Here is a 24,815-nt window from a genome sequence, read left to right on the forward strand (position 1 = left end):
CCGCCAACGGCATTCCGTCCATTCGTTAGCGTCCTATCTGGAGAACCGCGCTGATCGGAACTAAATTTCATTCAGCGCCAGACAGGCACCCACGCCTCACTTATGAAGGATGGAATCGGCTATGAGCATTGTTCAACGCATTGGGCTGTTGTTTAAGGTTTTGGTGATGCTGTCCGTTGGCATGTCGGCGGCGTGGGCGGAATGCCCGGACCATGGTGAGCAGGCCTCGAGCGGGCCGGTGACACACACTGCCTTGATGATTGCAAAATCCGAATCGGAACCGGGCGATCAGGGGCAGGGTGGTAGCGCGGACGATGACGACTCGACCACCGACGAACCGGACACCGACGAGGATGAAGGGGCTTAAATGACAGACAAAAAACCCCTTCTGCCGGACTGATGCACAATCCAAATGTAGGGTTTTTTTCAACTCATCAAAAGCGCGCCCCGGTGATCGGGGCGCGTTTTTTTATGCCGCGCCGTCGAGGAATTGCTCGGCGTAGTGGCAAGCCACCTGGCGGCTGTCGAGCAGGCGCAGGGCCGGCTCTTCGGTGCTGCAGCGCTCGGTCGCGTACGGGCAGCGCTTGTGGAACGCGCAGCCGGATGGCGGGTTCAGCGGGTTGGGCAATTCGCCGACGATTTTGATTTTCGGCTTGTTCGGGTCCGGGTGAATGGTCGGGGTGGCCGACAGCAACGCCTGGGTGTACGGGTGCAGCGGACGCTCGTAGATGTCGTTCTTCGGACCCATTTCCACAGGGCGACCGAGGTACATCACCATCACGTCATCGGCGACGTGTTGCACCACCGCCAGGTTATGGGAGATGAACACGTAAGCGGTGTTGAACTCTTGCTGCAAGTCCATGAACAGGTTCAGCACCTGTGCCTGAATGGACACGTCCAGCGCCGAAGTCGGTTCATCCGCGACCAGCACTTTAGGCTGCAACATCATCGCGCGGGCCAGGGCGATCCGCTGGCGCTGACCGCCGGAGAACATGTGCGGATAACGCTGGTAGTGCTCAGGACGCAAGCCCACCTGCTTCATCATTGCCTGAACTTTCTCGCGACGTTCGGAAGCCGACAGGTTGGTGTTGATCAGCAGCGGCTCGCCGAGCTGATCACCGACTTTTTGCCGTGGGTTCAACGACGCGTAAGGGCTCTGGAACACCATCTGCACGTCTTTGCGCAGCTGCTTGCGTTCAGCCTTGTTCGCGCCGGTGACTTCCTGCCCTGCGATTTTCAAGGAACCGGAGGACGGCTCTTCGATCAGCGTCAGGGCACGGGCCAGGGTGGATTTACCGCAGCCCGATTCGCCGACGACAGCGAGGGTTTTGCCGGCTTCCAGTTCGAACGACACACCGTTCAAGGCGCGCACGGTCGCATGGCCCTTGAACAGGCCACGGGACACTTCGTAGTGACGGGTCAGGTCGCGGGCGGTAAGTACGACGGCCATTACGCCACCTCCTGATTCAGCGGGTAGAAGCAGCGGGCGAGGCTGTTGCTTTTCGGGTCAAGGGTTGGACGTTGCTGACGGCAGGAATTCTGCACATACGGGCACCGCGGCGACAGCAGGCAACCCTGCGGACGGTCATAACGACCGGGAACGATGCCCGGCAGCGTCGCCAGGCGCGTGGCGCCCAGGCTGTGTTCCGGAATCGCCTTGAGCAGCGCTTCGCTGTACGGGTGCGCCGGAATGTCGAACAGCTGAGGAACCTGACCGACTTCGACCGCTTGGCCGGCGTACATCACGCACACACGCTGAGCGGTTTCGGCCACGACCGCGAGGTCGTGAGTGATCAGCACCAGGCCCATGTTCTGCTCTTTCTGCAGCGCCAACAGCAGGTCCATGATTTGCGCCTGAATCGTGACGTCCAGTGCGGTGGTCGGTTCGTCGGCGATCAGCAGTTTCGGTTCGCCGGCAATCGCCATGGCGATCGCAACACGCTGGCTCATACCGCCGGACAGTTGATGCGGATAAGCATCCATACGGCTGGCGGCGCCCGGGATTTCTACTTTTTCCAGCAGTTCGATGGCGCGTGCGCGGGCTTGCTTGCCAGACATTTTCAGGTGCAGGCGCAGCACTTCTTCGATCTGGAAACCGACGGTGTAGCTGGGGTTCAGCGCGGTCATCGGGTCCTGGAAGACCATGGCCAGGTCTTTGCCGACGATTTTGCGACGCTGACGGTTGCTGAGCTTGAGCATGTCCTTGCCGTCGAAATTCAGCGCGTCGGCGGTGACGATCCCCGGATGTTCGATCAGGCCCATCAGCGCCATCATGGTCACGGACTTGCCGGAACCCGATTCGCCAACGATGGCCAGAACTTCGCCCTTGTCCACGGTAATGTCGAGACCGTCGACCACCGGAACGGCGTTCTTGTCGCCGAAGCGAACGTTGAGATTCTTGATTTCTAACAGTGACATTTGAATCTCCTCAGGCGGCATTCTTGAGTTTCGGGTCCAGCGCATCGCGCAGGCCGTCGCCCATCAAGTTGATTGCCAGCACGCTGAGCAAAATGGTCAAACCAGGCAGACTGACGACCCACCAGGCGCGTTCGATGTAGTCGCGAGCCGAAGCCAGCATGGTGCCCCACTCAGGGGTTGGCGGTTGCACGCCAAGGCCGAGGAAGCCCAGTGCCGCGGCATCGAGAATCGCCGAGGAGAAGCTCAAGGTCGCCTGAACGATCAGCGGTGCCATGCAGTTAGGTAGCACGGTGATGAACATCAGGCGCGGCAGCGTGGCGCCGGCCAGGCGCGCAGCGGTCACGTAGTCGCGGTTCAGCTCGCCCATCACCGCAGCGCGGGTCAGACGAACATAGGACGGCAGGGACACCACGGCGATGGCAATAATGGTGTTGATCAGGCCAGGGCCGAGGATGGCGACAATCGCCACCGCCAGCAGCAGGGACGGCAGGGCCAGCATGATGTCCATCAGACGCATGATGGTCGGGCCCAGCAGGCGCGGGTAGAACCCGGCGAACAGACCCAACAGGATGCCCGGAATCAGCGACATCACCACCGACGACAAGCCGATCAGCAGGGACAGGCGCGAACCGTGGATCAGACGCGACAGCAGGTCGCGACCCAGTTCATCGGTGCCGAGCAGGAACTGGATTTGCCCACCTTCCAGCCAGGACGGCGGGGTCAGCAGGAAGTCGCGGTACTGCTCGCTCGGGTTATGCGGTGCCACCCAAGGGGCGAACAGTGCGCAGAAAATCACTAGCAGCATGAACATCAGGCCGGCGACGGCGCCTTTGTTCTTGGAGAACGCTTGCCAGAACTCTTTGTAGGGGGACGGGTACAGCAGGCTTTGATCGACTGCTACCGATGGAATTGAAGTGGTCATGGTCATGATGATCTCAGCGCTGGTGACGAATGCGTGGGTTGGCAAAGCCGTAGAGGATGTCCACCACGAAGTTGACCAGAATCACCAGGCAGGCGATTAGCAGGATGCCGTTCTGCACCACGGGATAATCCCGTGCGCCAATGGCTTCGATCAGCCATTTGCCGATGCCGGGCCAGGAGAAGATGGTTTCGGTCAGGACCGCACCGGCCAGCAATGTGCCGACTTGCAGGCCGACCACGGTCAGTACCGGAATCAGCGCGTTACGCAGACCGTGAACGAACACCACGCGCGACGGCGACAGGCCTTTGGCGCGGGCGGTACGGATGTAGTCTTCACGCAGCACTTCGAGCATCGAAGAGCGGGTCATCCGCGCGATCACCGCCAGCGGGATGGTGCCAAGCACAATGGCCGGCAGGATCAGGTGGTGCAGCGCATCGAAGAACGCACCGACGTCATCGGCCAGCAGCGTGTCGATGAGCATGAAGCCGGTCCGCGGCTCGATGTCATAGAGCAGGTCGATCCGCCCGGACACCGGCGTCCAGCCCAGCGACACCGAGAAGAACATGATCAGGATCAGGCCCCACCAGAAGATCGGCATCGAATATCCCGCCAGGGAGATGCCCATCACCCCGTGGTCGAACAGGGATCCTCGCTTGAGTGCCGCGATCACCCCGGCCAGAAGGCCCAGGATGCCGGCGAACAACAGAGCGGCCATGGACAGTTCCAGGGTCGCGGGGAATAGAGAGGTGAATTCCGTCCAGACACTTTCACGGGTACGCAGGGATTCGCCGAGATCGCCGTGGGCCAATTTGCCAACGTAATCCAGGTATTGGGCATACAGGGGTTTGTTCAGACCTAGGCGTTCCATTGCCTGAGCATGCATTTCGGGGTCGACGCGACGTTCGCCCATCATCACTTCCACGGGGTCGCCAGGAATCATGCGAATCAGTGCGAAAGTCAGCAAGGTGATGCCGAAGAATGTGGGGATCAATAACCCCAATCGGCGGGCAATAAAACTAAACATCTTGTGGTGTACCTCATCAGCCGGTTAGGCGTGCCCGGCATTCCTGGGTCAGGAATGCCGGTAGTTTCTTATCTACTTCACCTGGGTGGTGGCGAAGTTATTAGTGGTGAGCGGGCTAATGTGATAGCCCTCTACGTTGTTGCGCATTGCGGTGAACATACGGGTGTGCGCCATGCTGATCCATGGCTGGTCCTGATTGAAAACTTCCTGGGCTTGCTCATAGAGCGCTGCGCGTTCCGCCGGGTTCACTTTAGCCCGGGCTTCATCGATCAGCGCCTGGAACTTCTCATTGCACCAGCGCGCGTAGTTTTCGCCGTTTTTGGCGGCTTCGCAACTGAGCATAGGCGTCAGGAAGTTATCCGGATCGCCGTTATCGCCCGCCCATCCGGCAGACACCATGTCGTGCTCGCCGTTTTTCGCGCGTTTGAGCATTTCGCCCCATTCCATGACGCGAATGTCGACCGTGATCCCGACCTTCGCCAGGTCAGCCTGCATCATCTGCGCGCCGAGCATCGGGTTCGGGTTGGTTGGACCGCCGCCGTTACGGGTGAACAGGGTAAACGTAGTGCCTTCCGGCACGCCGGCTTCCTTGAGCAGGGCGCGAGCCTTGTCCAGATCCCGTGGCGGATTCTTCAGGTCGTGGTTGTAGCCCAGCAGGGTGTCCGGGTACGGATTGACCGCCACGGTCGCATTGCCTTTGCCGAACAGCGCGTTGACGTACGCGGCCTTGTCGAAGGCGATGTCGATGGCTTTACGTACGCGCACATCACTCATGTACTTGTGCGAAGTGTTCATCGCGATGTACGAAACGGTCATCGCGTTCAGTTCATCGACACTCAGTTTGGCGTCTTTCTTGATGCTCGGGATGTCATCCGGTTTCGGATACAGCGCAATTTGGCACTCGTTGGCCTTGAGCTTTTGCAGGCGCACGTTGTTGTCAGTGGCGATGGCCAGGATCAGCGCGTCAGCCGGTGGCTTGCCGCGGAAGTAGTCTGGGTTGGCCTTGAAGCGAACCTGTGCGTCCTTGTTGTAGCGCTGGAACACAAACGGGCCGGTGCCGACCGGTTTGTTGTTCAGGTCGCCCATTTTGTCGGCCTTGAGCAGTTGATCGGCGTACTCGGCGGAGTAGATCGATGCGAACGCCATGGCGATGTCGGCCAGGAAAGGCGCTTCGCGACGGGTCAGAGTGAATTTGACGGTGTTGTCGTCAACCTTCTCGACGCTTTTAAGCAGCTCTTTGAAACCCATGCTTTCAAAGTACGGGAAGCCTACGCTCGATTGTTTGTGCCAAGGGTGATTTGGGTCCAGCTGCCGCTGGAAGCTCCAAAGTACGTCGTCGGCATTCATGTCGCGGGTCGGCTTGAAATATTCGGTGGTGTGAAACTTGACGCCTTTGCGCAGGTGGAACGTGTAGGTCAGACCGTCCTCGCTGATATCCCAGGACTCGGCCAGTGCCGAAATCACTTCCGTGGTGCCGGGCTTGAAATCCGCCAGGCGATTGAAGATGGTTTCAGCCGCGGCGTCAGCGGTGACTGCAGTCGTGTACAGGGCGGTGTCGAAACCTTCCGGACTGGCTTCGGTGCAAACCACCAGGGGTTTGGCCGAGACGCCAACAGCGACACTCAGCAACGCGGCAGCGATGGCCGCACGTAGGGGAAGCATTTTCATCAAAGAACCCTCTGCAATCGGTTGAAGATAAAAAACCGAACGGCCGACTCGTCATGAGTCAGCCGTCGGGCAGTGTTTTACAAAATCTTGAACGGGATGGTGGTCACGAGACGGAACTCGTTGATGCTGCCGTCAGCCTGGTTATCGCTGGCGCGGTGAGTGGTGTAGGTCGCGCGGACGGTGGTCGCTTTAAGCGGGCCGCTCTGCACGGCGTACGCAGTACCAATGCCGTATTCATAGTGGTTTTCGCCGTCCATGTTGCGAACGTCGTAGGCGGTACCGGTGTAGTGAGTACCGTCAATGCCCCAGCCGCGAGCCTGGTAGATGTTGAACTTCAGACCGGGTACGCCGTATTCAGCCATGTTGAGGCCGTAGGCGATCTGGAAGGACTTCTCGTTCGGGCCGTTGAAGTCCGACAGCAGGGAGTTGGCCAGGTAGATGCCGTTGGTTTCGTGCAGGTAGTCGAAGTACTCGTTACCGTTCACTTCCTGGTACGAGAATGTCAGGCTGTGGGCCTGGTGAGTCAGGCCGAGCGACAGCGAGTAGGTGTCGTTGTCGATTTCGCCCAACAGCTTTTTGCCTTCGTCGACGGTCTTGTAGTAGTTCAGGCCGGTCGTCAGGCTCAGTACCGAGCTGTCGCCCAATACGTGGCTGGCGCCGAAATAGTACTGGTTCCACAAGTCTTCGGCCTGGGTGCCCCACAGGCTGGTGGTCAGGCTCGCGAACGGCTGGTAAGTGATACCAGCGGTGTTCACGTGATCGGCTTCTATGACGGTGTCGGCGTATTCGGAGCGGAATTTACGCTGGCTTTCTTCGGTCCGCGGTGAGTTGCGATCGAAGGTGCCGAGGTCGAACGACAGGTTCTCCAATTCTTCGCTGTGCAGGGTGACACCCTGGAAGCTCGAAGGCAGAGGACGGTTACCGATGACGTCTACCTGTGGGCTGCTGAAGTTCTGACGCCCGGCGGTCAGGGTGGTGTTGGAGAAACGCGCCTTGACGTTGGCCAGGCCCAGTTTGCTCCACTGACCCTGGGCGTCACCGCCGTCTTTGGTCAAGGTACGGTTGTTGCCAAGACCAGGAACGCCGTTCAGTGGTGCGCCACCATTGGCGGAGGCAAGGTCTTTGCGGTCACGGTCCAGGGCGATGGCGTTGTAAGCCGCGACTTCAGTGCTGAAGCCGACAGTACCCTCGGTGAAGCCCGAGTTGTACTTGATGATGGTGCCCTGGACCCAGTTGATACGACGATCCGTGTCGGTCGGTACACCACTCTTGTTGTACTTGAAATGGGCGCCACGTTTCAGTTGCTCATTCGCATACCAGTTGCGTGTGGAACCAGTGATCGACTGGCCTTCGACAAAGCCGGTGGCTTCACTCTGAGCACTTTTCTCTTTCACGGTAACCGGGGTGAACGCCTGGCTCTGAGTTTCTGCGTACGCCGAGGCGGTTACGCTGCTGATGGCCAAGGCCAATAACGCGGTGCTGCTCAGTTTCATGGGTGACGCTCCTTTCTATTTTTTTTTGCCGGTCTTTTTTGGTGATCGGCTATCTGGTTTTGAACTCATTCAAGGCATCGCAAACGTTTGCTTTGTCCTGGTCAACGAATGACGGCCATACGCTTGCGTGAGGGCGTATTGCGCCCCCAGCGTTTCTGGCTAATCGGTTACTTTTCTATGCTGACGCCCGAGAACACGTTACGACCGAAAGGACTCACCTTGAATCCTTCGATTTTGGCGCTCAACGGCTGGTTAACCGTCGAGTGGGCGACGGGCGTCATGGGCACCTGCTGCTTGAGGTACTGCTGCGCTTGTTTGTAAAGCACGGTGCGCTGGTCGCGGTCGGTGACGACCTTGGCCTGCTTGATCAGCTTGTCGTAAGCCGGATCACACCACATGGAGTAGTTGTTGCCGCCAATGGCGTCGCAGCTGTACAGCGTGCCGAGCCAGTTGTCCGGGTCCCCGTTGTCACCGGTCCAGCCAATCAGGCTGATGTCGTGTTCGCCATTCTTGGTGCGCTTGATGTACTCGCCCCATTCGTAGCTGACGATCTTGACCTTGAGGCCGATCTTCGCCCAGTCAGCCTGAAGCATCTCGGCCATCAACTTGGCATTCGGGTTGTAGGGACGTTGGACCGGCATGGCCCAGAGGGTAATTTCAGTGCCTTCCTTCACGCCGGCAGTCTTGAGCAGTTCCTTGGCTTTTTCCGGGTTGTAGGCGGCGTCTTTAATGGTCTCGTCGTAAGACCATTGGGTCGGTGGCATGGCGTTGACCGCCAGTTGACCTGCACCTTGGTAAACGGCGTTGAGAATGCCTTGTTTGTTCACCGCCATGTCCAGCGCCTGGCGCACTTCGAGCTGGTCAAAAGGCTTGTGGCGCACGTTGTAGGCGATGTAGCCGAGGTTGAAACCGGGCTTCTCGATGAGCTTGAGTGTCGGGTCGTTCTTCAGCGCGGTCACGTCGGCAGGGCGTGGGTGCAGGGTGATCTGGCACTCGTTGGCCCTGAGCTTCTGCACGCGCACCGAGGCATCGGTGTTGATGGCGAAGATCAGGTTATCGAGCTTGACCCGGCTCGGGTCCCAGTACTGCTTGTTGCCGGTGTAACGGATGTTGGAATCTTTCTGGTAGCTCTTGAACACGAACGGCCCGGTGCCGATCGGCTTCTGGTTGATATCACTCGGTTTGCCTTCAGCCAGCAATTGGTCGGCGTATTCGGCGGACAGGATGGCGGCGAAGCTCATGGCGATGTTCTGGATGAACGCGGCGTCCACGCTATTGAGCGTCATGACCACGGTCAGCGGCCCGGTCTTCTCGACCTTGGCGATGTTCTTGTTCAGGCTCATCCCGTTGAAATACGGGAACTCGGTCGGATAAGCCTTACGGAAAGGTTGCTGTGGATCAAGCATGCGATTGAACGTGAACAGCACGTCATCGGCGTTGAAATCACGGGTCGGTGTGAAGTATTTGGTCGTGTGAAATTTCACCCCTTCGCGTAGGTGAAAAGTGTACTTGAGGCCGTCCTCGGAAATATCCCAGCGAGTGGCCAGGCCTGGTACGACGTTGGTGGCGCCTTTTTCGAACTCTGCCAGTCGGTTGTACAACGGCTCGGCGGCGTCATTATCGGTCGCGGTCGTGTACTGCGCAGTGTCGAAGCCAGCGGGGCTGCCTTCGGAGCAGAACACCAGGCTGTTATTGGCGGCCTGGCTAATGGAAGTGGCGGCCAATAGACCGGTGCCCAGCAATGCGGATAAAACCAAGGTATGTCGCATGACGCTCGCTCTTTATTCTTAGTGTTTTAACAATGAGCCGTCCCGTCCAGAGACGTGGAGGCCTCACTGATCCCAAACCATGAAGTGCAGCAATAACCGAGAGCCCACGCCTGCACTGGTCAGATCCCGACGGTATGAGCGATGGGTCTGGCAGTAAATGCGTAAAGTCCTAAAGACTTGTAGGAAAGGTCAACGCGTCCGACACCGCTGCCGTAATACTCAGCGGAAATGGATGTAGGTTGTTTCCTACTTTCTCGGCAGATAAAGCATCGGCGACGTCAAAAACGTCGCCGATGCAAAACCTTATTTGCTGACGCTGACGCCGTAGAAGGAGTTCAAGCCAAACGGGCTGATCTTGAAGTCCTGCACGTTGTCGCGCATGGGTTGGTACACCGTCGAGTGAGCGATAGGTGTCATTGGAACGGCGTCCTTGAGGACGTGTTGCGCCTGTTTGTACAGTTCGGTGCGCTTTGCCTGGTCGGTTGTGCGCTTGGCTTCTTTCACGATGCCGTCAAACTTCTTGTCGCACCACTTGGAGAAGTTGTTGCCGCTCAGCGAGTCGCAACCAAACAACACGTTGAGCCAGTTGTCCGGATCACCATTGTCGCCGCTCCAGCCGATGATCATCGCCTGGTTCTCGCCGCCTTTGGAGCGCTTGATGTACTCGCCCCATTCGTAGCTCTGGATCTTGACATTGAGACCGATCTTGGACCAATCGGACTGCAGCATTTCTGCCATCAGCTTGGCGTTCGGGTTGTATGGACGCTGCACCGGCATCGCCCACAGAACGATTTCGGTACCTGGTTTAACGCCGGCTTCCTTGAGCAGCTCTTTAGCTTTCTCAGGATCGTATTTGGCGTCTTTGATGGTGGTGTCGTAGGACCACTGGGTCGGCGGCATGGCGTTAACAGCCAGTTGGCCGGCGCCCTGATAAACGGAATCAATGATCTGCGGTTTATTCACCGCCATGTCCAGCGCCTGGCGAACTTTCAGGTTGGCCAACGGGTTTGGCTCATTGCTGCCCTTGACCTTGTCCATCACGTTGTAGGCGATGTAGCCCAGGTTGAAACCGGCCTGGTCCGGCATTTTCAGGGTTTTGTCTTCCTTCAGCGCCTTCAGGTCGGCCGGACGTGGGAACAGAGTGATCTGGCACTCGTTCTTCTTCAGCTTCTGAATACGTACCGACGGGTCGGTGGTGATGGCGAAGATCAGGTTGTCGATCTTGACGTCTTCAGGCTTCCAGTAGTCCTTGTTCCCGGTGTAGCGGATGTTGGAGTCTTTCTGGTAGCTCTTGAACACAAACGGGCCAGTACCGACAGGTTTCTGGTTGATGTCGGCGGCTTTGCCTTCCTTGAGCAGCTGGGCAGCGTACTCGGCGGACTGGACCGAGGCGAAACTCATGGCCATGTTCTGGATGAACGCGGCATCAACTTCTTTGAGGGTGAACTTGACGGTGTGGTCGTCGACTTTATCGATCTTGGTGATGTTGGTGTCCATCCCCATGTCGGTGAAGTACGGGAATTCGGTCGGGTACGCTTTGCGGAACGGATCATCCTTGTTAATCATGCGATTAAAGGTGAACAGCACGTCGTCGGCGTTGAACTCACGAGTCGGCTTGAAGTACGGGGTGGTGTGGAACTTGACGCCTTCACGCAGGTGGAAGGTGTAAGTCAGGCCGTCATCGGAGATGTCCCATTTGGTCGCCAGACCGGGAATGACAGCGGTGCCGCCACGTTCGAACTGAGTCAAACGGTTGAACATGGTTTCTGCAGAGGCGTCGAAGTCGGTTCCGGTGGTGTACTGACCAGGATCAAAACCGGCCGGGCTCCCTTCGGAGCAAAACACCAGGTTAGTCGCCGCTTGGGCGAAAGGTGCGCTAGCTAACAAACTTGCGCCGACTAAAAACGGAATGACCGCGTGTTTAAGCATGGTGGCCTCATGATTTGTTGTCATTTTTGGAATTAGAGGACGACCTCGTGAGTCGTGCCTGCCGATACTTATGCAGGGGCCATACCCATTGCAAGATCCAGAGCGGCCACAAGTCTTAAACAGTGGTACGAACGTACCTTAATGTCGCATATGTATAAATTCAGGTGCATTTGACCGTTTGCGCAGGTTTTTTCCGGTGCAAATTGCGCACCGACAGAGGGCGGCCGGGGCGCTTGGCGCACCCGGTTGGAGCGAGGTGTTACTTATTTTTACCCACACCATAGAAGGGTGTGAGACCGAACGGGCTGATCTTGAAGTCGGTGACTTTCCTGCGCAGCGGCTGGAACACCGTCGAGTTCGCAATCGGTGTGATAGGTACATGTTGCTTAAGGATTTGTTGTGCCTGTTGGTACAAATTGATGCACGGCTGCATTACATGGCGCTGGCTTGCCTGCGATGGCGGCCGTGCTTTCACCACAAAGCATGACTGTTACAACCAGATTCTTCTGGCACAAAAAAACCGGCGATCATTCACTGATCGCCGGTTTTTTATTCAGCCCTTACCTAATCACTGCATCAACACTTCAATCGCCCCATCCGCCGTCATGCTGACCTGGCTGGTGCCCGCCTCAACCTCAGGCGTGACCGGCGCCGAATCCATGCTCGCCGCTTTCATCATCATCGGCCCACGCATGTACGGCTGTGGATAACCGTTGCTGTTCAAGTTCAGGTTAACGATTTTGTAACCCTTGCCGCCCAAGGCGTCGGTCGCCAGTTGAGCGCGGGCCTTGAAGGCAGACACGGCTTCTTTAAGCAGCGCGTCTTCGCTGGCCTTGCGGGTTGGTGTGGCGATGGCGAAGTCCATCCCGCCCATCTTCAGGTCGGTGAGCAGTTCGCCGGTCAGTTTCGACAGCGCGGCGAAGTCAGAGCTTTCCAGGCGCAGTTCGGCGCGTTCGCGCCAGCCGGTGATTTTCTGGCCCTTGGTGTCGTAGATCGGGTAGCTGTTGCGGCTGCCTTGGCGCAGGGTGATGCCTTTGACTTCTTTGGCCTGGGCCAGCGCTTTGTTCATGGTGGTGCTGACGTCGGCGGCGAGTTTCGCCGGGTCGGTGTTTTGTTCTTCGGTGTAGAGGGTCACGATCATCAGGTCGCGGGCGACTTCCTGACTGACTTCGGCGCGCAGGGCGATCTGGTTGTAATGAAGTTCGTCGGCGGCCAGGGCCGGGAGGCTGGCGATAGTGCCAACGCTAAGGGCGAGGAGGGCGGCGCTGCGGCGGAATGTGTGCATGAAAGCTCCTTGGGCGATGCGCAGGGGTAATGTCCGAGCCTGCGTGAAACCATCAGACTCTAGCTTTTATGATCCGGTTCGCACAGTTACAACTTCTATACAGATCGACGCGACCCTGTAGCAGCTGCCGAAGGCTGCGTTCGAGCGCGAAGCGGTCGCCATTGGGCTGACGCGTTTTACCTGAAGGAATGAGGTCTCAGGTTTACGAGCGCTTCGCGCTCGAACGCAGCCTTCGGCAGCGGCTACAAGAGCTTTGTGTGGGCTGAAGGCCTGTGGCCGTTTGCCGCACTTTTGCCTGCCAGCCCCCGTGCTTGGTTATACTCCGTGCGATCCGCCTGGAGCGCTCATCAGGAGAGCTCATGCTCGCCCCCGTTCAAATCACTTCCGCGACTCGCCAGAATCTTTGGCGGCTGACGTTCATCCGCACGTTGGTGTTGGCCGCTCAGGCCGGTTCCGTGGGCCTGGCCTACTGGCTGGACTTGCTGCCGCTGCCTTGGTTTCAACTGGCCGCGACCCTCGGTTGCTCGATGTTGCTGTGCGCGTTCACGGCCATTCGCCTGCGCACCACATGGCCGGTTACCGAGCTCGAATACGCCGTGCAACTGGCCTGCGACCTGTTTATCCACAGTGCCTTGCTGTATTTCTCCGGCGGCTCGACCAACCCCTTCGTCTCTTATTACCTGGTGCCGCTGACCATCGCCGCCGTGACTTTGCCATGGCGTTATTCGGTGATTCTGTCCGGTATCGCGTTGACGATGTACACCCTGCTGCTGGCGCGCTTCTATCCGTTGCAAACCTTCCCTATCGCTCGGGAAAACCTTCAGGTTTACGGGATGTGGCTGAGTTTCGCCCTGGCTGCGGCAGTCATCACGTTCTTCGCCGCGCGAATGGCCGAAGAGCTGCGCCGTCAGGAAGAGTTGCGGGCGATCCGCCGTGAAGAAGGTTTGCGTGATCAGCAATTGCTCGCCGTCGCCACCCAGGCCGCCGGCGCTGCCCATGAATTGGGCACTCCGTTGGCGACCATGAGCGTGCTGCTCAAGGAAATGCAACAGGATCATAACGATCCAATGCTGCAGGACGATCTGAGTGTGTTGCAGGATCAGGTCAAGCTCTGCAAACAAACGTTGCAGCAACTGGTGCGGGCTGCCGAGGCCAATCGCCGCTTGGCAGTGGAGATGCAGGACGTCACCGATTGGCTCGACGAAGCGCTGAACCGCTGGCACCTGATGCGTCCGGAAGCCAGTTATCGCTTCCAGCGCTTGGGTCAAGGCACCGTTCCGCGCATGGCGCCGCCGCCGGACCTGACCCAGGCACTGCTGAATTTGCTTAACAACGCCGCCGACGCTTGCCCCGAAGGGCTGCAAGTGACGCTGGACTGGAATGCCGACGACCTGACCATCAGCATCCGCGACCACGGCGCCGGTGTGCCGCTGGCCATCGCCGAGCAGATTGGCAAACCGTTTTTTACCACCAAGGGCAAAGGTTTCGGCCTGGGCCTGTTTTTGAGCAAGGCCAGCGTGACACGCGCCGGCGGCTCAGTGAAACTCTACAGTCATGAGGAAGGCGGCACGCTCACCGAGCTGCGCCTGCCCCGTGTCGCCCGAGGAGACGAACATGAGTGACGAGATCCAAGTCGAAGGCGAAGGCGAAGAACTGCCGCATTTGCTGCTGGTAGACGACGACGCAACTTTTACCCGGGTGATGGCCCGTGCCATGTCCCGCCGCGGCTTTCGCGTCAGCACCGCCGGTTCCGCCGAAGAAGGCCTGACCATCGCTCAGGCCGACCTGCCGGACTACGCCGCGCTGGACCTGAAAATGGACGGCGATTCCGGCCTGGTGCTGTTGCCCAAGCTACTTGAGCTGGACCCGGAAATGCGCGTAGTGATCCTCACCGGTTACTCGAGCATTGCCACCGCTGTCGAGGCGATCAAGCGCGGCGCCTGCAATTACCTGTGCAAACCGGCGGACGCCGATGACGTGTTGGCCGCGCTGCTTTCCGAGCACGCCGACCTCGACACGCTGGTGCCGGAAAACCCGATGTCGGTGGATCGCCTGCAGTGGGAGCACATCCAGCGCGTGCTGACCGAACACGAAGGCAACATCTCCGCCACTGCCCGCGCCTTGGGCATGCACCGCCGTACGCTGCAGCGCAAACTGCAGAAGCGTCCGGTCCGTCGCTGAACAGGCGCTGAACGATTATCGCCAACCCTCGCGATAACCCGAACCGATCATCTATGATCGGTTCGTGTGTGTTCTTTTCTTTATCGAGCCTTATCCATGAATCAGAACGCTGAATATTGCGCGGTCAATGATGCTGTGCGCGGGCAGTTTTTTCGCAAAGTCTGGGCCATGACCACCCCTTACTGGCGCAGCGAAGAGAAGGGCAAGGCCTGGACGTTGCTGATCGCCGTGATCGCGCTGTCGCTGTTCAGTGTGGCGATTTCGGTGTGGATCAACAGTTGGTACAAGGACTTCTACAACGCCCTGCAGAAAAAGGACGAAGCGGCCTTCTGGCAGTTGATTGTGTATTTCTGCGGCATCGCGGCGGTGGCGATCCTTGGCGCGGTGTATCGGCTCTATCTGACGCAGATGCTGACGATTCGCTGGCGGGCCTGGCTCACCGAGAAGCATTTTGCCCGTTGGCTCAGCCACAAGAATTACTACCAGTTGGAGCAGGGCGGATACACCGATAACCCGGACCAGCGGATTTCCGAAGACCTCAATAAATTCACCAGCAACACGTTGGGCCTGGGGCTCGGGTTGATTCGCAACATCGTCAGCCTCGTATCGTTCTCGATCATTCTGTGGGGCGTGTCGGGCAGTATCGAAGTGTTTGGTTTCACGATTCCCGGCTACATGTTCTGGTGCGCGCTGGTTTACGCCGCCGTCGCCAGTTGGCTGACGCATTTGATTGGCCGTCGCCTGATCGGCCTCAACAACAACCAGCAACGCTTCGAAGCCGACCTGCGTTTCTCCATGGTGCGGGTTCGCGAGAATGCCGAAAGCATTGCGCTGTACAACGGCGAGCCAAATGAGAACCGCCGCTTGAGCAGCCGTTTCGGGAGGGTCTGGCACAACTACTGGGACATCATGAAAGTGTCCAAGCGCCTGACCTTCTTTACTTCCGGTTATGAGCAGATCGCAGTCATTTTTCCGTTCATGGTCGCCGCGCCGCGTTACTTCACTGGCAAGATCCAGCTGGGTGAGCTGATGCAAATCAACTCGGCGTTCGCTAACGTCCAGGATAACTTCAGTTGGTTCATCACGGCGTACCAGGACCTTGCCGAATGGCGCGCCACCTGTGATCGTCTGCTGAGTTTCCGTCAGGCCATGACCGACAACGAAGAGCGTGCGCCGGCGATTGATGTGCAAAACCATGGCTCGGCGTTGAAGGTGCATAACCTTGGCCTCGACCTGGCGGATGGTCGTCACCTGCTGACCAACGCCGACATGACCGTGGAGGAGGGCGAGCGCGTCATGCTCAGCGGGCGTTCCGGCAGCGGCAAGTCGACCTTGCTGCGGGCAATGGGGCATTTGTGGCCGGCAGGTCATGGCAGCATTCGCCTGCCGACGGCACCGTATCTGTTCCTGCCGCAAAAGCCTTATTTGCCGATTGGCACGTTGCGTGAAGCGCTGAGTTATCCACAGCCTGGCGATACGTATCCGCACGAGCGCTACGTTCATGTGCTGGAAACCTGCCGTTTACCGCATCTGGTGTCGCGTCTTGATGAAGCGAATCACTGGCAGCGCATGCTGTCGCCGGGTGAGCAACAGCGTCTGGCCTTTGCCCGTGCGCTGCTGTATGCACCGCAATGGCTGTATATGGACGAAGCGACCTCGGCGATGGACGAGGAGGACGAGGCATCGCTGTATCAGGTCTTGATCGATGAAATTCCGGGATTGAGCATTGTCAGCGTCGGGCATCGCAGCAGCCTGAAGCGGTTCCATCCACGGCATGTGCGCATTGAAAATGGGCATCTGGTGGATCAAACCGTGACCGCATAAACACCGCCGTCTCTACAGGGTCGGTGGTGATCGTACAACCGCGTTGAGCTATGATGCGGTTTCAGCCGCAACTTTCGAGAAAGACGTTCACCATGGAAAACCCGATCGACGCACCACGCCTCCCTCGCAAGCGCCGCAGCCTCGCTCAGGAACTGGTAACGGTGCTGTCCGAGCAGATCCGCGACGGTCACCTCAAACGTGGCGACAAGTTGCCCACCGAGTCGGCGATCATGGATGCCCATGGCGTCAGTCGCACCGTGGTGCGCGAAGCGATTTCGCGTCTGCAGGCCGCAGGGCAAGTAGAAACCCGCCACGGCATCGGCACCTTCGTGCTGGATACCCCAAGCCCGAGCGGTTTCCGTATCGACCCGGCCACCGTGGTGACGTTGCGCGATGTGCTGGCGATTCTGGAATTGCGCATCAGCCTCGAAGTGGAATCCGCCGGCCTTGCCGCGCAACGCCGCAGCCCCGAACAGCTGGCGTTGATGCGAGCAGCGCTGGACGCGTTGAATGAAAGTGTCTCCCATGCCAGCGATGCCGTGGCGTCCGACTTCCAGTTCCACCTGCAAATCGCCCTGGCGACGGGCAATCGCTATTTCACCGACATCATGACCCACCTGGGCACCAGCATCATTCCGCGTACACGCCTCAACTCCGCGCGCCTGGCCCATGACGATCAGCAGCACTACATGAATCGCCTGAGCCGTGAGCACGAAGAGATTTATGATGCGATTGCGCGCCAGGATTCCGATGCGGCCCGGGCGGCCATGCGCTTGCACCTGACCAATAGCCGGGAGCGGCTGCGCCATGCGCATGAAGAGGCTGAGGCTCAGCGGGGGTAAGGATCGTTCCCACGCAGAGCGTAGGAACGATCAGGTGGGGAGTTAGCCAGTCCTGAGAATTGAACGATCTACCCTCACGGCGAATTCAGCGACCCCCGGTTTGGCATCGAACGCTACATTCCCATGCTCATCCACAACCCCCCGAGCAAGCGGCACCCCCTTGGCCAACAACTCCAGCGGCGCACCCTTCAGCGATTGCCCCGAAGCCAATTCCAGTTTCAATTTGATAGTCATTTTTGATCTCCTTATCAGGCAACGTTGCCAGTGGGTTTATAGTCCTTAAGCAGCAGGTAAGTGCTCCAGCCCCACCAGCCGTCCACCGTGGCGGTGTCGTTGAGGTTGTTCACGTCCTTGCGCCGCAGCACCTTGTTACCCTCGACCTTGAACAACGGCGAGAAATTGCCCGCCGGGTTCAGCACCGCTTGCAGGTCAGGCAGTTTTTTCAGCGCCGCGAAACTTCCGGGCGACGGTGCGATCCCGCTGAGGTACGCCGCAAACACTTCATCCGCCGACACCTGAACCGCCTGATTCACCTGGACGCGGTTGGCGTTATCGATGGCGTCGAAGTAGCGCTTGTCCCCATACGCGTGCCATTGATCGCCGTTGCCGTTGCGCACATTGAGGCCGAACTTGCTGTCTTCGTCGTGCATGAAACGAGTGATCAACGAACCCAGATCGTTGGGCGTAACCACCGCTGCCAATTGTTTGCGTGGCACTCGCAGGTGGCCGGCGGAAAACAGGTCAGTCAGGTAGTGATCGGCAAAAGCATTCATCGCATAGGCCCGCTCCAACTGCTTCTCATCGTCGCTGTTGTGGGCCTGCACCGCTTGCTGCACCGCTGCGGTGTGCCCGGCGATATACGCCAGCAGCGCCCATTCGGCGAAGTGATCGGCATTGTTGGCGGCCAGTTTCAGGTAGCGCCCCAGCGGAAACAGCGCCGAGACAAAACTGCCGCCGCCGGTGATTTTATTCCACTCTTCCGACAACGTATCTCCGAGCGCGTCGTACGCTTCGTGCGGTTGTTTACCGTCCTTGATCGCCTGTTTAACGGCAGCGATTTCCTTCTGCATGACGCCGAGGATCAGCTTTGCCTCGGCATTGGAGGCTGGCAGCACCGCCAGGGAGTTGAAGGCGTTGGTAAAGCGCTGGATTCGATCCGCAGCGGTGGCGCCTTCGCTGATGGGTTGATTGGGAATGCCATAAAAATCGCCGCCCAGCGCGACGATCTGGCCGTAAGTCAGCGCCAACCCATTCGGCAAATGCAGTTCTACCTGCGAAGCCGCAATAGCGGGCGCGTCCTTGATGAAACGCAGCAGTGTGCTGTCACCGATAGCGGTGTGCTCGCCTCCCTCGAACCGCAGCTGTGGCTTGCCTTTCAAGGCTTTGCCCGCCGAAGCGTTGGGCGCATCGTTGTGCTCACCCAGTTGCAACAACAGTGACTCGTTGCCAGTGATGGCGATGCCCTGCTCGGTAAAAAGGTCATCCAGATTCGCAATGACCTGCTTGGGTTTTTCCTGCGGGGATGTGTGTAGACCTGACATTTCTATCTCCTTGATATGTCATCGGTACGATCAAAAGTAACTGTATGTATATACAGTTAATTGGATCATAGATGAGAAATTTCCTACGTCAAGAAAATACCTTTCCGACTCAAATTCTGGGGTTGGCGATGAAATGCAGTTGACGGTTATTTTTTAAGTTGTACGATGACCTACAACTTCGGCGCAAGCTGAATGGTTTCCTCACACACATACGTCGCTACCCAGGGTGTTCGAATAATGAATCCACAAGAACTGAAGTCCATCCTCTCTTCCGGTCTGCTGTCTTTCCCGGTTACCGATTTCAATGCTCAGGGCGACTTCCATCGCGCGGGCTACATCAAACGTCTCGAATGGCTGGCCCCATACGGCGCCTCGGCATTGTTCGCCGCGGGCGGCACCGGTGAGTTCTTCTCTCTGGCGGCCAGTGAATATTCGGAAATCATCAAGACGGCCGTCGACACCTGCGAAACCAGCGTGCCGATCCTGGCCGGCGTTGGCGGTTCGACCCGTCAAGCCATCGAGTACGCACAGGAAGCTGAGCGTCTGGGCGCCAAAGGCCTGTTGCTGTTGCCGCACTACCTGACCGAAGCCAGCCAGGACGGTGTTGCCGCCCACGTTGAAGCCGTGTGCAAATCGGTGAAAATCGGCGTGGTGGTTTACAACCGCAACGTCTGCCGCCTGACCGCGCCATTGCTGGAACGCCTGGCCGAGCGCTGCCCGAACCTGATCGGCTACAAGGATGGCCTGGGCGATATCGAGTTGATGGTGTCGATTCGTCGTCGCCTCGGTGATCGCTTCAGCTACCTGGGCGGTTTGCCGACCGCCGAAGTCTACGCAGCGGCTTACAAGGCCCTGGGCGTACCGGTTTACTCCTCGGCGGTGTTCAACTTCATCCCGAAAACCGCGATGGATTTCTATCACGCCATTGCCCGCGAAGATCACGCCACCGTTGGCAAGATCATCGACGACTTTTTCCTGCCGTACCTGGACATCCGTAACCGCAAAGCGGGTTACGCGGTGAGCATCGTCAAGGCCGGGGCAAAAATTGCAGGCTTCGACGCAGGTCCTGTGCGGGCGCCGCTGACCGATCTGACCGGCGAAGAGTACGAAATGCTCGCCGCGCTGATCGACCAGCAAGGTGCTCAGTAACACACCCGATTAAACAAGGCCGCTGAGCAATCAGCGGCCTTTTGTGTGAGGACTTCTTTTTAAGGGGAAAGCCTGTGGCTGATACAACGCGTTTCGATAACTACATCAACGGTGAATGGGTGGCGGGCAGTGATTACTGCGCCAACATCAACCCGTCCGAACTGACCGATACCATTGGCGAATACGCCAAGGCTGATCTGGCTCAAGTCCATGCCGCCATCGACGCCGCTCGCGCCGCGTTCCCGGCGTGGTCGACTTCGGGCATTCAGGCGCGTCACGATGCGCTGGACAAAGTCGGCAGCGAAATCCTCGCTCGCCGCGAAGAGCTCGGCACTTTATTGGCCCGGGAAGAGGGCAAGACCCTGCCTGAGGCCATCGGCGAAGTCACTCGCGCCGGCAACATCTTCAAGTTCTTCGCCGGCGAATGCCTGCGCCTGTCCGGCGACTATATGCCGTCGGTACGTCCGGGTGTGAACGTCGAAGTGACGCGCGAAGCGCTGGGTGTGGTCGGTCTGATCACGCCATGGAATTTCCCGATCGCGATCCCGGCGTGGAAAATCGCTCCGGCCCTGGCCTACGGCAACTGCGTCGTGCTGAAACCGGCGGACCTGGTGCCGGGTTGCGCTTGGGCGCTGGCCGAAATCATCTCCCGCGCAGGCTTCCCGGCCGGGGTGTTCAACCTGGTGATGGGCAGCGGTCGAGTGGTGGGCGATGCGCTGGTGCAGAGTCCAAAAGTCGACGGCATCAGCTTCACCGGTTCCGTGGGCGTTGGTCGTCAGATCGCCGTCAGCTGCGTGTCGCGCCAGGCCAAGGTTCAGCTGGAAATGGGCGGCAAGAACCCGCAGATCATTCTCGACGACGCCGACCTCAAGCAAGCGGTCGAGCTGTCGGTACAGAGCGCGTTCTACTCCACCGGCCAGCGTTGCACCGCCTCGAGCCGCTTCATCGTCACCGCCGGGATTCACGACAAGTTCGTTGAAGCGGTGGCCGAGCGCATGAAGTCGATCAAGGTCGGTCACGCGCTGAAAACCGGCACCGACATCGGTCCGGTGGTTTCCCAGGCTCAGCTTGAACAAGACATGAAGTACATCGACATCGGCCAGTCCGAAGGTGCACGTCTGGTCAGCGGCGGCGCTCTGGTGACCTGCGATACCGAAGGCTACTACCTCGCGCCAACCCTGTTTGCCGACAGCGAAGCCGCGATGCGCATCAGCCGTGAAGAGATTTTCGGCCCGGTCGCCAACGTGGTTCGCGTAGCGGATTACGAGGCCGCGCTGGCCATGGCCAACGACACCGAATTCGGTCTGTCCGCGGGCATCGCCACCACATCGTTGAAGTACGCCAACCACTTCAAACGCCACTCCCAGGCGGGGATGGTGATGGTCAACCTGCCGACGGCGGGCGTGGATTACCACGTTCCATTCGGTGGGCGTAAAGGTTCATCCTATGGCTCCCGCGAGCAAGGTCGCTACGCGCAAGAGTTCTACACCGTCGTGAAGACCAGCTACATCGGCTCCTGACAGGAAACACCGCGGTATCGGCATCGATACCGCAACCCCTGTAGCAGCTGTCGAGTGAAACGAGGCTGCGATCTTTTGATCCTGAAAAGCAAAGATCGCAGCCTCGTTTCACTCGACAGCTGCTACAGGGAACACAGCCGTTTCACCCGCGCATAAAAATAATCAGTGGGAGTACATCTACATGCAAGCGCCCAAGCCGACCCACGTCCGCTATTTGATCCTGCTCATGCTGTTTCTGGTGACCACGATCAACTACGCCGACCGGGCCACTATCGCCATCGCGGGCTCCAGCCTGCAAAAAGACCTCGGCATCGACGCGGTCACCCTTGGTTATATCTTTTCTGCATTCGGTTGGGCCTACGTGGCCGGGCAAATTCCCGGTGGCTGGCTGCTGGACCGTTTTGGCTCGAAAAAAATCTACGCGCTGAGCATTTTCACCTGGTCGCTGTTCACCGTGTTGCAGGGCTATGTCGGTGAGTTCGGCGTGTCCACGGCGGTGGTTGCGCTGTTCATGCTGCGCTTCCTGGTGGGCCTGGCCGAAGCGCCATCCTTCCCCGGTAACGCGCGCATCGTTGCGGCCTGGTTCCCGACCGCTGAACGCGGTACGGCGTCTGCGATTTTCAACTCGGCGCAATACTTCGCCACGGTGCTGTTTGCGCCACTGATGGGTTGGATCGTCTACAGCTTCGGCTGGCAGCACGTGTTCATCGTCATGGGCGTGATCGGCATTATCTTCTCGGGGATCTGGCTGAAGGTTATCCACAGCCCGCGCCAACACCCGATGATCAATGATGCCGAGTTCAAACACATCGCCGACAACGGCGGCATGGTCGACATGGACCAGGACAAAGGCAAAGGCGCCAAGGCCGACGGTCCGAAGTGGGACTACATCCGCCAGCTGCTGACCAACCGCATGATGCTCGGCGTGTATCTGGGCCAATACTGCATCAACGGCATCACCTACTTCTTCCTGACCTGGTTCCCGGTGTACCTGGTGCAGGAACGCGGCATGACCATCCTCAAGGCCGGTTTCATTGCCTCGTTGCCAGCGATCTGCGGCTTTATCGGTGGTGTGCTTGGTGGGGTGATTTCCGACTACCTGCTGCGCAAGGGGCATTCCCTGACCTTCGCCCGCAAGGCGCCGATCATTGCTGGTTTGCTGGTCTCCAGCAGCATCGTGGCCTGCAACTATGTCGATGTTGAATGGATGGTCGTCGGTTTCATGGCCTTGGCGTTCTTCGGTAAAGGCGTGGGCGCGTTGGGTTGGGCGGTGGTGTCTGACACGTCGCCGAAGCAGATCGCCGGTCTCAGCGGTGGTTTGTTCAACACCTTCGGCAACATCGCTTCGATCACCACGCCAATCGTGATCGGTTACATCATCAGCTCCACCGGTTCGTTCAAATGGGCGCTGGTGTTTGTCGGTTGCAACGCCCTGGTGGCGGTGTTCAGCTACCTGGTGATCGTGGGGCCGATCAAACGTGTGGTCCTCAAAGAGCCGCCAGTCAGTGGGCCTGAAACCAATAGCAAATTGTCACAAGCGCATTCTTGAGGAGCGGCGTCATGCAGTTGATTGAACATTCCGACTCGCCGCGCTACATCCGCTTGCACGCGCGGGACAACGTAGTGATCGTGGTCAATGACCAGGGCGTGCCCGCCGGCACCAAATTTGCGGACGGTCTGGTGACCCTGGACTTCGTGCCACAGAGCCACAAGGTCACCCTGGAAGACATTTCCGAGGGCGGCCAGGTGATTCGTTACGGCCAGACCATTGGCTACGCGTTGCAGCCGATTCCGCGCGGCAGCTGGGTCAAGGAAGATCAACTGCGCATGCCCACCGCGCCACCGCTGGACAGTTTGCCGCTGTCCACCGAAGTGCCGGCGGCGCAGGCACCGCTGGAAGGCTTTACGTTCGAGGGTTATCGCAACGCCGACGGCACCGTCGGCACGCGCAACATTCTGGGGATTACCACGACGGTTCAGTGCGTCACTGGCGTGCTCGATCATGCGGTCAAGCGCATCAAGGACGAGTTGCTGCCCAAGTACGCGAACGTCGATGACGTGGTCGCGCTGACCCACAGCTACGGCTGTGGCGTGGCGATTACTGCGACTGACGCGTACATCCCGATCCGTACCGTGCGCAACCTGGCGCGTAATCCGAACCTGGGTGGCGAAGCGCTGGTGATCAGCCTCGGCTGCGAGAAATTGCAGGCCGGGCAGGTGATGCACGAGAACGACAGCTCGGTGGATTTGAGCGATCCGTGGCTGTACCGCTTGCAGGATTCCAGTCACGGTTTCACTGAGATGATCGAGCAGATCATGGCGTTGGCCGAGACCCGTTTGAAGAAACTCGATCAGCGTCGCCGGGAAACGGTGCCGGCGTCCGAGCTGATTCTCGGCATGCAGTGCGGCGGCAGCGATGCGTTTTCCGGCATCACCGCCAACCCGGCGTTGGGCTATGCCTCGGACCTGCTGCTGCGGGCGGGCGCGACGGTGATGTTTTCCGAAGTCACCGAAGTGCGCGACGCCATTTACCTGCTGACGTCCCGTGCGGAAACCGAGGAAGTGGCTCAGGAACTGGTGCGGGAAATGGACTGGTACGACCGTTATCTGGCCAAGGGTGAAGCGGATCGTAGCGCCAACACCACGCCGGGGAACAAGAAGGGCGGATTGTCGAACATTGTCGAGAAGTCATTGGGCTCGATCGTCAAATCCGGCAGCAGCGCGATCAATGGGGTGCTGGGCCCTGGCGAGCGTTTCAAGCGCAAAGGGCTGATCTTCTGTGCGACCCCGGCCAGTGATTTTGTCTGCGGGACGTTGCAATTGGCGGCAGGGATGAACCTGCATGTGTTCACCACCGGGCGCGGTACGCCTTATGGGCTGGCAATGGCGCCGGTGGTGAAGGTGTCGACCCGGACCGAACTGGCGCAGCGTTGGCCGGACCTGATCGACATCGATGCCGGGCGGATTGCGACCGGGCGGGCCTCGATTGAAGACCTCGGCTGGGAGTTGTTTCACTATTACCTGGATGTGGCCAGCGGCAAGAAGCAGACGTGGGCGGAGAAGCACAGGCTGCATAACGACATTACCTTGTTCAACCCTGCGCCCATCACCTAAGACCGCGTTATCGTTCTTCGCGGGCAAGCCTCGCTCCACAGGTTCGGTGATCCCCTGTAGGAGCGAGGCTTGCCCGCGAAGGCGGTTTAACAGGCGCCAGAGGACTTGGTGGCTTATCATTAGCCCCCTAACGACG

General features: G+C 58.8%; 20 protein-coding genes and 1 pseudogene. 9 read left to right on the forward strand and 12 right to left on the reverse strand.

What is annotated here, in order from left to right; translation table 11 throughout:
• Positions 1-121: 121 nt before the first annotated feature.
• Complete coding sequence (locus ACYZT3_RS05275; protein ID WP_282375029.1) at positions 122-367, forward strand: hypothetical protein; 246 nt, start codon at positions 122-124, stop codon at positions 365-367.
• Positions 368-469: 102 nt separating this feature from the next.
• On the opposite strand, the gene ACYZT3_RS05280 is transcribed toward ACYZT3_RS05275, so the two are convergent.
• From ACYZT3_RS05280 to ACYZT3_RS05325, 10 genes and pseudogenes are all read right to left on the reverse strand, one after another.
• Positions 470-1,450, reverse strand: coding sequence for a peptide ABC transporter ATP-binding protein (locus ACYZT3_RS05280; protein WP_282375031.1), 981 nt, complete (start codon positions 1,448-1,450; stop codon positions 470-472).
• Complete coding sequence (locus tag ACYZT3_RS05285) at positions 1,450-2,418, reverse strand: ABC transporter ATP-binding protein (protein ID WP_282375032.1); 969 nt, start codon at positions 2,416-2,418, stop codon at positions 1,450-1,452. Before ACYZT3_RS05285 ends, ACYZT3_RS05280 begins: the two co-directional genes overlap by 1 nt.
• A gap of 10 nt (positions 2,419-2,428) precedes the next feature.
• Positions 2,429-3,340 (reverse strand): ABC transporter permease subunit, encoded by a 912-nt coding sequence (locus ACYZT3_RS05290; RefSeq protein WP_282375325.1) that lies wholly within the window; start codon positions 3,338-3,340, stop codon positions 2,429-2,431.
• A 13-nt stretch (positions 3,341-3,353) separates the two neighbouring features.
• Positions 3,354-4,364 carry an ABC transporter permease subunit gene (locus ACYZT3_RS05295; RefSeq protein WP_282375033.1) on the reverse strand — a complete coding sequence of 337 codons (1,011 nt, stop codon included), beginning with the start codon at positions 4,362-4,364 and terminating at the stop codon, positions 3,354-3,356.
• Between the two features lie 72 nt (positions 4,365-4,436).
• On the reverse strand, positions 4,437-6,032 hold the full coding sequence (locus tag ACYZT3_RS05300) for an ABC transporter substrate-binding protein (RefSeq protein WP_282375034.1): 1,596 nt from the start codon (positions 6,030-6,032) through the stop codon (positions 4,437-4,439).
• Between the two features lie 77 nt (positions 6,033-6,109).
• Positions 6,110-7,525, reverse strand: a complete 1,416-nt coding sequence (locus tag ACYZT3_RS05305) for an OprD family porin (RefSeq protein ID WP_282375036.1) — start codon at positions 7,523-7,525, stop codon at positions 6,110-6,112.
• A 167-nt stretch (positions 7,526-7,692) separates the two neighbouring features.
• Positions 7,693-9,294 carry an ABC transporter substrate-binding protein gene (locus tag ACYZT3_RS05310; protein WP_282375037.1) on the reverse strand — a complete coding sequence of 534 codons (1,602 nt, stop codon included), beginning with the start codon at positions 9,292-9,294 and terminating at the stop codon, positions 7,693-7,695.
• A 303-nt stretch (positions 9,295-9,597) separates the two neighbouring features.
• On the reverse strand, positions 9,598-11,223 hold the full coding sequence (locus ACYZT3_RS05315) for an ABC transporter substrate-binding protein (RefSeq protein ID WP_282375039.1): 1,626 nt from the start codon (positions 11,221-11,223) through the stop codon (positions 9,598-9,600).
• A gap of 259 nt (positions 11,224-11,482) precedes the next feature.
• Positions 11,483-11,644 (reverse strand): annotated as a pseudogene (locus ACYZT3_RS05320) (hypothetical protein); the annotation flags it as partial.
• Positions 11,645-11,791: 147 nt separating this feature from the next.
• Complete coding sequence (locus tag ACYZT3_RS05325; protein WP_462031647.1) at positions 11,792-12,508, reverse strand: SIMPL domain-containing protein; 717 nt, start codon at positions 12,506-12,508, stop codon at positions 11,792-11,794.
• A 359-nt stretch (positions 12,509-12,867) separates the two neighbouring features.
• Between ACYZT3_RS05325 and ACYZT3_RS05330 the strand changes: the two genes are divergently transcribed.
• The 4 genes from ACYZT3_RS05330 to ACYZT3_RS05345 all read left to right on the forward strand — a co-directional run bounded on the left by ACYZT3_RS05330 (position 12,868) and on the right by ACYZT3_RS05345 (position 17,355).
• Positions 12,868-14,130, forward strand: coding sequence for an ATP-binding protein (locus ACYZT3_RS05330; RefSeq protein ID WP_462031648.1), 1,263 nt, complete (start codon positions 12,868-12,870; stop codon positions 14,128-14,130).
• The gene (locus ACYZT3_RS05335) at positions 14,123-14,689 is read left to right on the forward strand and encodes a response regulator transcription factor (RefSeq protein ID WP_449643206.1); all 567 of its coding nucleotides are present in this window, start codon (positions 14,123-14,125) and stop codon (positions 14,687-14,689) included. The genes ACYZT3_RS05330 and ACYZT3_RS05335 overlap by 8 nt, the downstream gene beginning before the upstream one ends.
• A 96-nt stretch (positions 14,690-14,785) precedes the next feature.
• Positions 14,786-16,513, forward strand: coding sequence for an ABC transporter ATP-binding protein/permease (locus ACYZT3_RS05340; protein WP_462031649.1), 1,728 nt, complete (start codon positions 14,786-14,788; stop codon positions 16,511-16,513).
• Positions 16,514-16,605: 92 nt separating this feature from the next.
• Positions 16,606-17,355, forward strand: a complete 750-nt coding sequence (locus tag ACYZT3_RS05345; RefSeq protein ID WP_046045828.1) for a FadR/GntR family transcriptional regulator — start codon at positions 16,606-16,608, stop codon at positions 17,353-17,355.
• Positions 17,356-17,397: 42 nt separating this feature from the next.
• Here ACYZT3_RS05345 and ACYZT3_RS05350 read toward each other — a convergent pair whose 3' ends face one another.
• On the reverse strand, positions 17,398-17,589 hold the full coding sequence (locus ACYZT3_RS05350) for a hypothetical protein (protein WP_462031650.1): 192 nt from the start codon (positions 17,587-17,589) through the stop codon (positions 17,398-17,400).
• Positions 17,590-17,603: 14 nt separating this feature from the next.
• Complete coding sequence (locus tag ACYZT3_RS05355) at positions 17,604-18,896, reverse strand: phospholipase (RefSeq protein WP_462031651.1); 1,293 nt, start codon at positions 18,894-18,896, stop codon at positions 17,604-17,606.
• A gap of 237 nt (positions 18,897-19,133) precedes the next feature.
• Between ACYZT3_RS05355 and kdgD the strand changes: the two genes are divergently transcribed.
• From kdgD to garD, 4 genes are all read left to right on the forward strand, one after another.
• A complete protein-coding gene (gene kdgD / locus ACYZT3_RS05360; RefSeq protein WP_462031652.1) occupies positions 19,134-20,045 on the forward strand; it encodes a 5-dehydro-4-deoxyglucarate dehydratase in 912 nt (303 codons plus the stop codon).
• A 74-nt stretch (positions 20,046-20,119) separates the two neighbouring features.
• Positions 20,120-21,565 carry an aldehyde dehydrogenase family protein gene (locus ACYZT3_RS05365; protein WP_462031653.1) on the forward strand — a complete coding sequence of 482 codons (1,446 nt, stop codon included), beginning with the start codon at positions 20,120-20,122 and terminating at the stop codon, positions 21,563-21,565.
• Positions 21,566-21,746: 181 nt separating this feature from the next.
• Positions 21,747-23,114: an MFS transporter gene (locus tag ACYZT3_RS05370; RefSeq protein WP_462031654.1), complete on the forward strand. Its 1,368-nt coding sequence runs from the start codon at positions 21,747-21,749 to the stop codon at positions 23,112-23,114.
• 11 nt (positions 23,115-23,125) lie between these two features.
• Positions 23,126-24,679 carry a galactarate dehydratase gene (gene garD, locus ACYZT3_RS05375; RefSeq protein ID WP_462031655.1) on the forward strand — a complete coding sequence of 518 codons (1,554 nt, stop codon included), beginning with the start codon at positions 23,126-23,128 and terminating at the stop codon, positions 24,677-24,679.
• The last annotated feature ends 136 nt before the right edge of the window (positions 24,680-24,815 follow it).

This window comes from Pseudomonas sp. MDT1-16 (assembly GCF_054898115.1).

Excerpts from the sequence above, each read along its gene's own strand:
- garD (WP_462031655.1), top strand. The coding sequence starts at position 23,126 with ATGCAGTTGATTGAACATTCCGACTCGCCGCGCTACATCCGCTTGCAC.
- ACYZT3_RS05335 (WP_449643206.1), top strand. The coding sequence starts at position 14,123 with ATGAGTGACGAGATCCAAGTCGAAGGCGAAGGCGAAGAACTGCCGCAT.
- ACYZT3_RS05315 (WP_282375039.1), bottom strand. The coding sequence starts at position 11,223 with ATGCTTAAACACGCGGTCATTCCGTTTTTAGTCGGCGCAAGTTTGTTA.
- ACYZT3_RS05295 (WP_282375033.1), bottom strand. The coding sequence starts at position 4,364 with ATGTTTAGTTTTATTGCCCGCCGATTGGGGTTATTGATCCCCACATTC.
- ACYZT3_RS05305 (WP_282375036.1), bottom strand. The coding sequence starts at position 7,525 with ATGAAACTGAGCAGCACCGCGTTATTGGCCTTGGCCATCAGCAGCGTA.
- ACYZT3_RS05280 (WP_282375031.1), bottom strand. The coding sequence starts at position 1,450 with ATGGCCGTCGTACTTACCGCCCGCGACCTGACCCGTCACTACGAAGTG.
- ACYZT3_RS05285 (WP_282375032.1), bottom strand. The coding sequence starts at position 2,418 with ATGTCACTGTTAGAAATCAAGAATCTCAACGTTCGCTTCGGCGACAAG.
- ACYZT3_RS05340 (WP_462031649.1), top strand. The coding sequence starts at position 14,786 with ATGAATCAGAACGCTGAATATTGCGCGGTCAATGATGCTGTGCGCGGG.
- ACYZT3_RS05300 (WP_282375034.1), bottom strand. The coding sequence starts at position 6,032 with ATGAAAATGCTTCCCCTACGTGCGGCCATCGCTGCCGCGTTGCTGAGT.
- kdgD (WP_462031652.1), top strand. The coding sequence starts at position 19,134 with ATGAATCCACAAGAACTGAAGTCCATCCTCTCTTCCGGTCTGCTGTCT.
- ACYZT3_RS05345 (WP_046045828.1), top strand. The coding sequence starts at position 16,606 with ATGGAAAACCCGATCGACGCACCACGCCTCCCTCGCAAGCGCCGCAGC.
- ACYZT3_RS05290 (WP_282375325.1), bottom strand. The coding sequence starts at position 3,340 with ATGACCACTTCAATTCCATCGGTAGCAGTCGATCAAAGCCTGCTGTAC.
- ACYZT3_RS05370 (WP_462031654.1), top strand. The coding sequence starts at position 21,747 with ATGCAAGCGCCCAAGCCGACCCACGTCCGCTATTTGATCCTGCTCATG.
- ACYZT3_RS05275 (WP_282375029.1), top strand. The coding sequence starts at position 122 with ATGAGCATTGTTCAACGCATTGGGCTGTTGTTTAAGGTTTTGGTGATG.
- ACYZT3_RS05310 (WP_282375037.1), bottom strand. The coding sequence starts at position 9,294 with ATGCGACATACCTTGGTTTTATCCGCATTGCTGGGCACCGGTCTATTG.
- ACYZT3_RS05355 (WP_462031651.1), bottom strand. The coding sequence starts at position 18,896 with ATGTCAGGTCTACACACATCCCCGCAGGAAAAACCCAAGCAGGTCATT.
- ACYZT3_RS05350 (WP_462031650.1), bottom strand. The coding sequence starts at position 17,589 with ATGACTATCAAATTGAAACTGGAATTGGCTTCGGGGCAATCGCTGAAG.
- ACYZT3_RS05330 (WP_462031648.1), top strand. The coding sequence starts at position 12,868 with ATGCTCGCCCCCGTTCAAATCACTTCCGCGACTCGCCAGAATCTTTGG.
- ACYZT3_RS05325 (WP_462031647.1), bottom strand. The coding sequence starts at position 12,508 with ATGCACACATTCCGCCGCAGCGCCGCCCTCCTCGCCCTTAGCGTTGGC.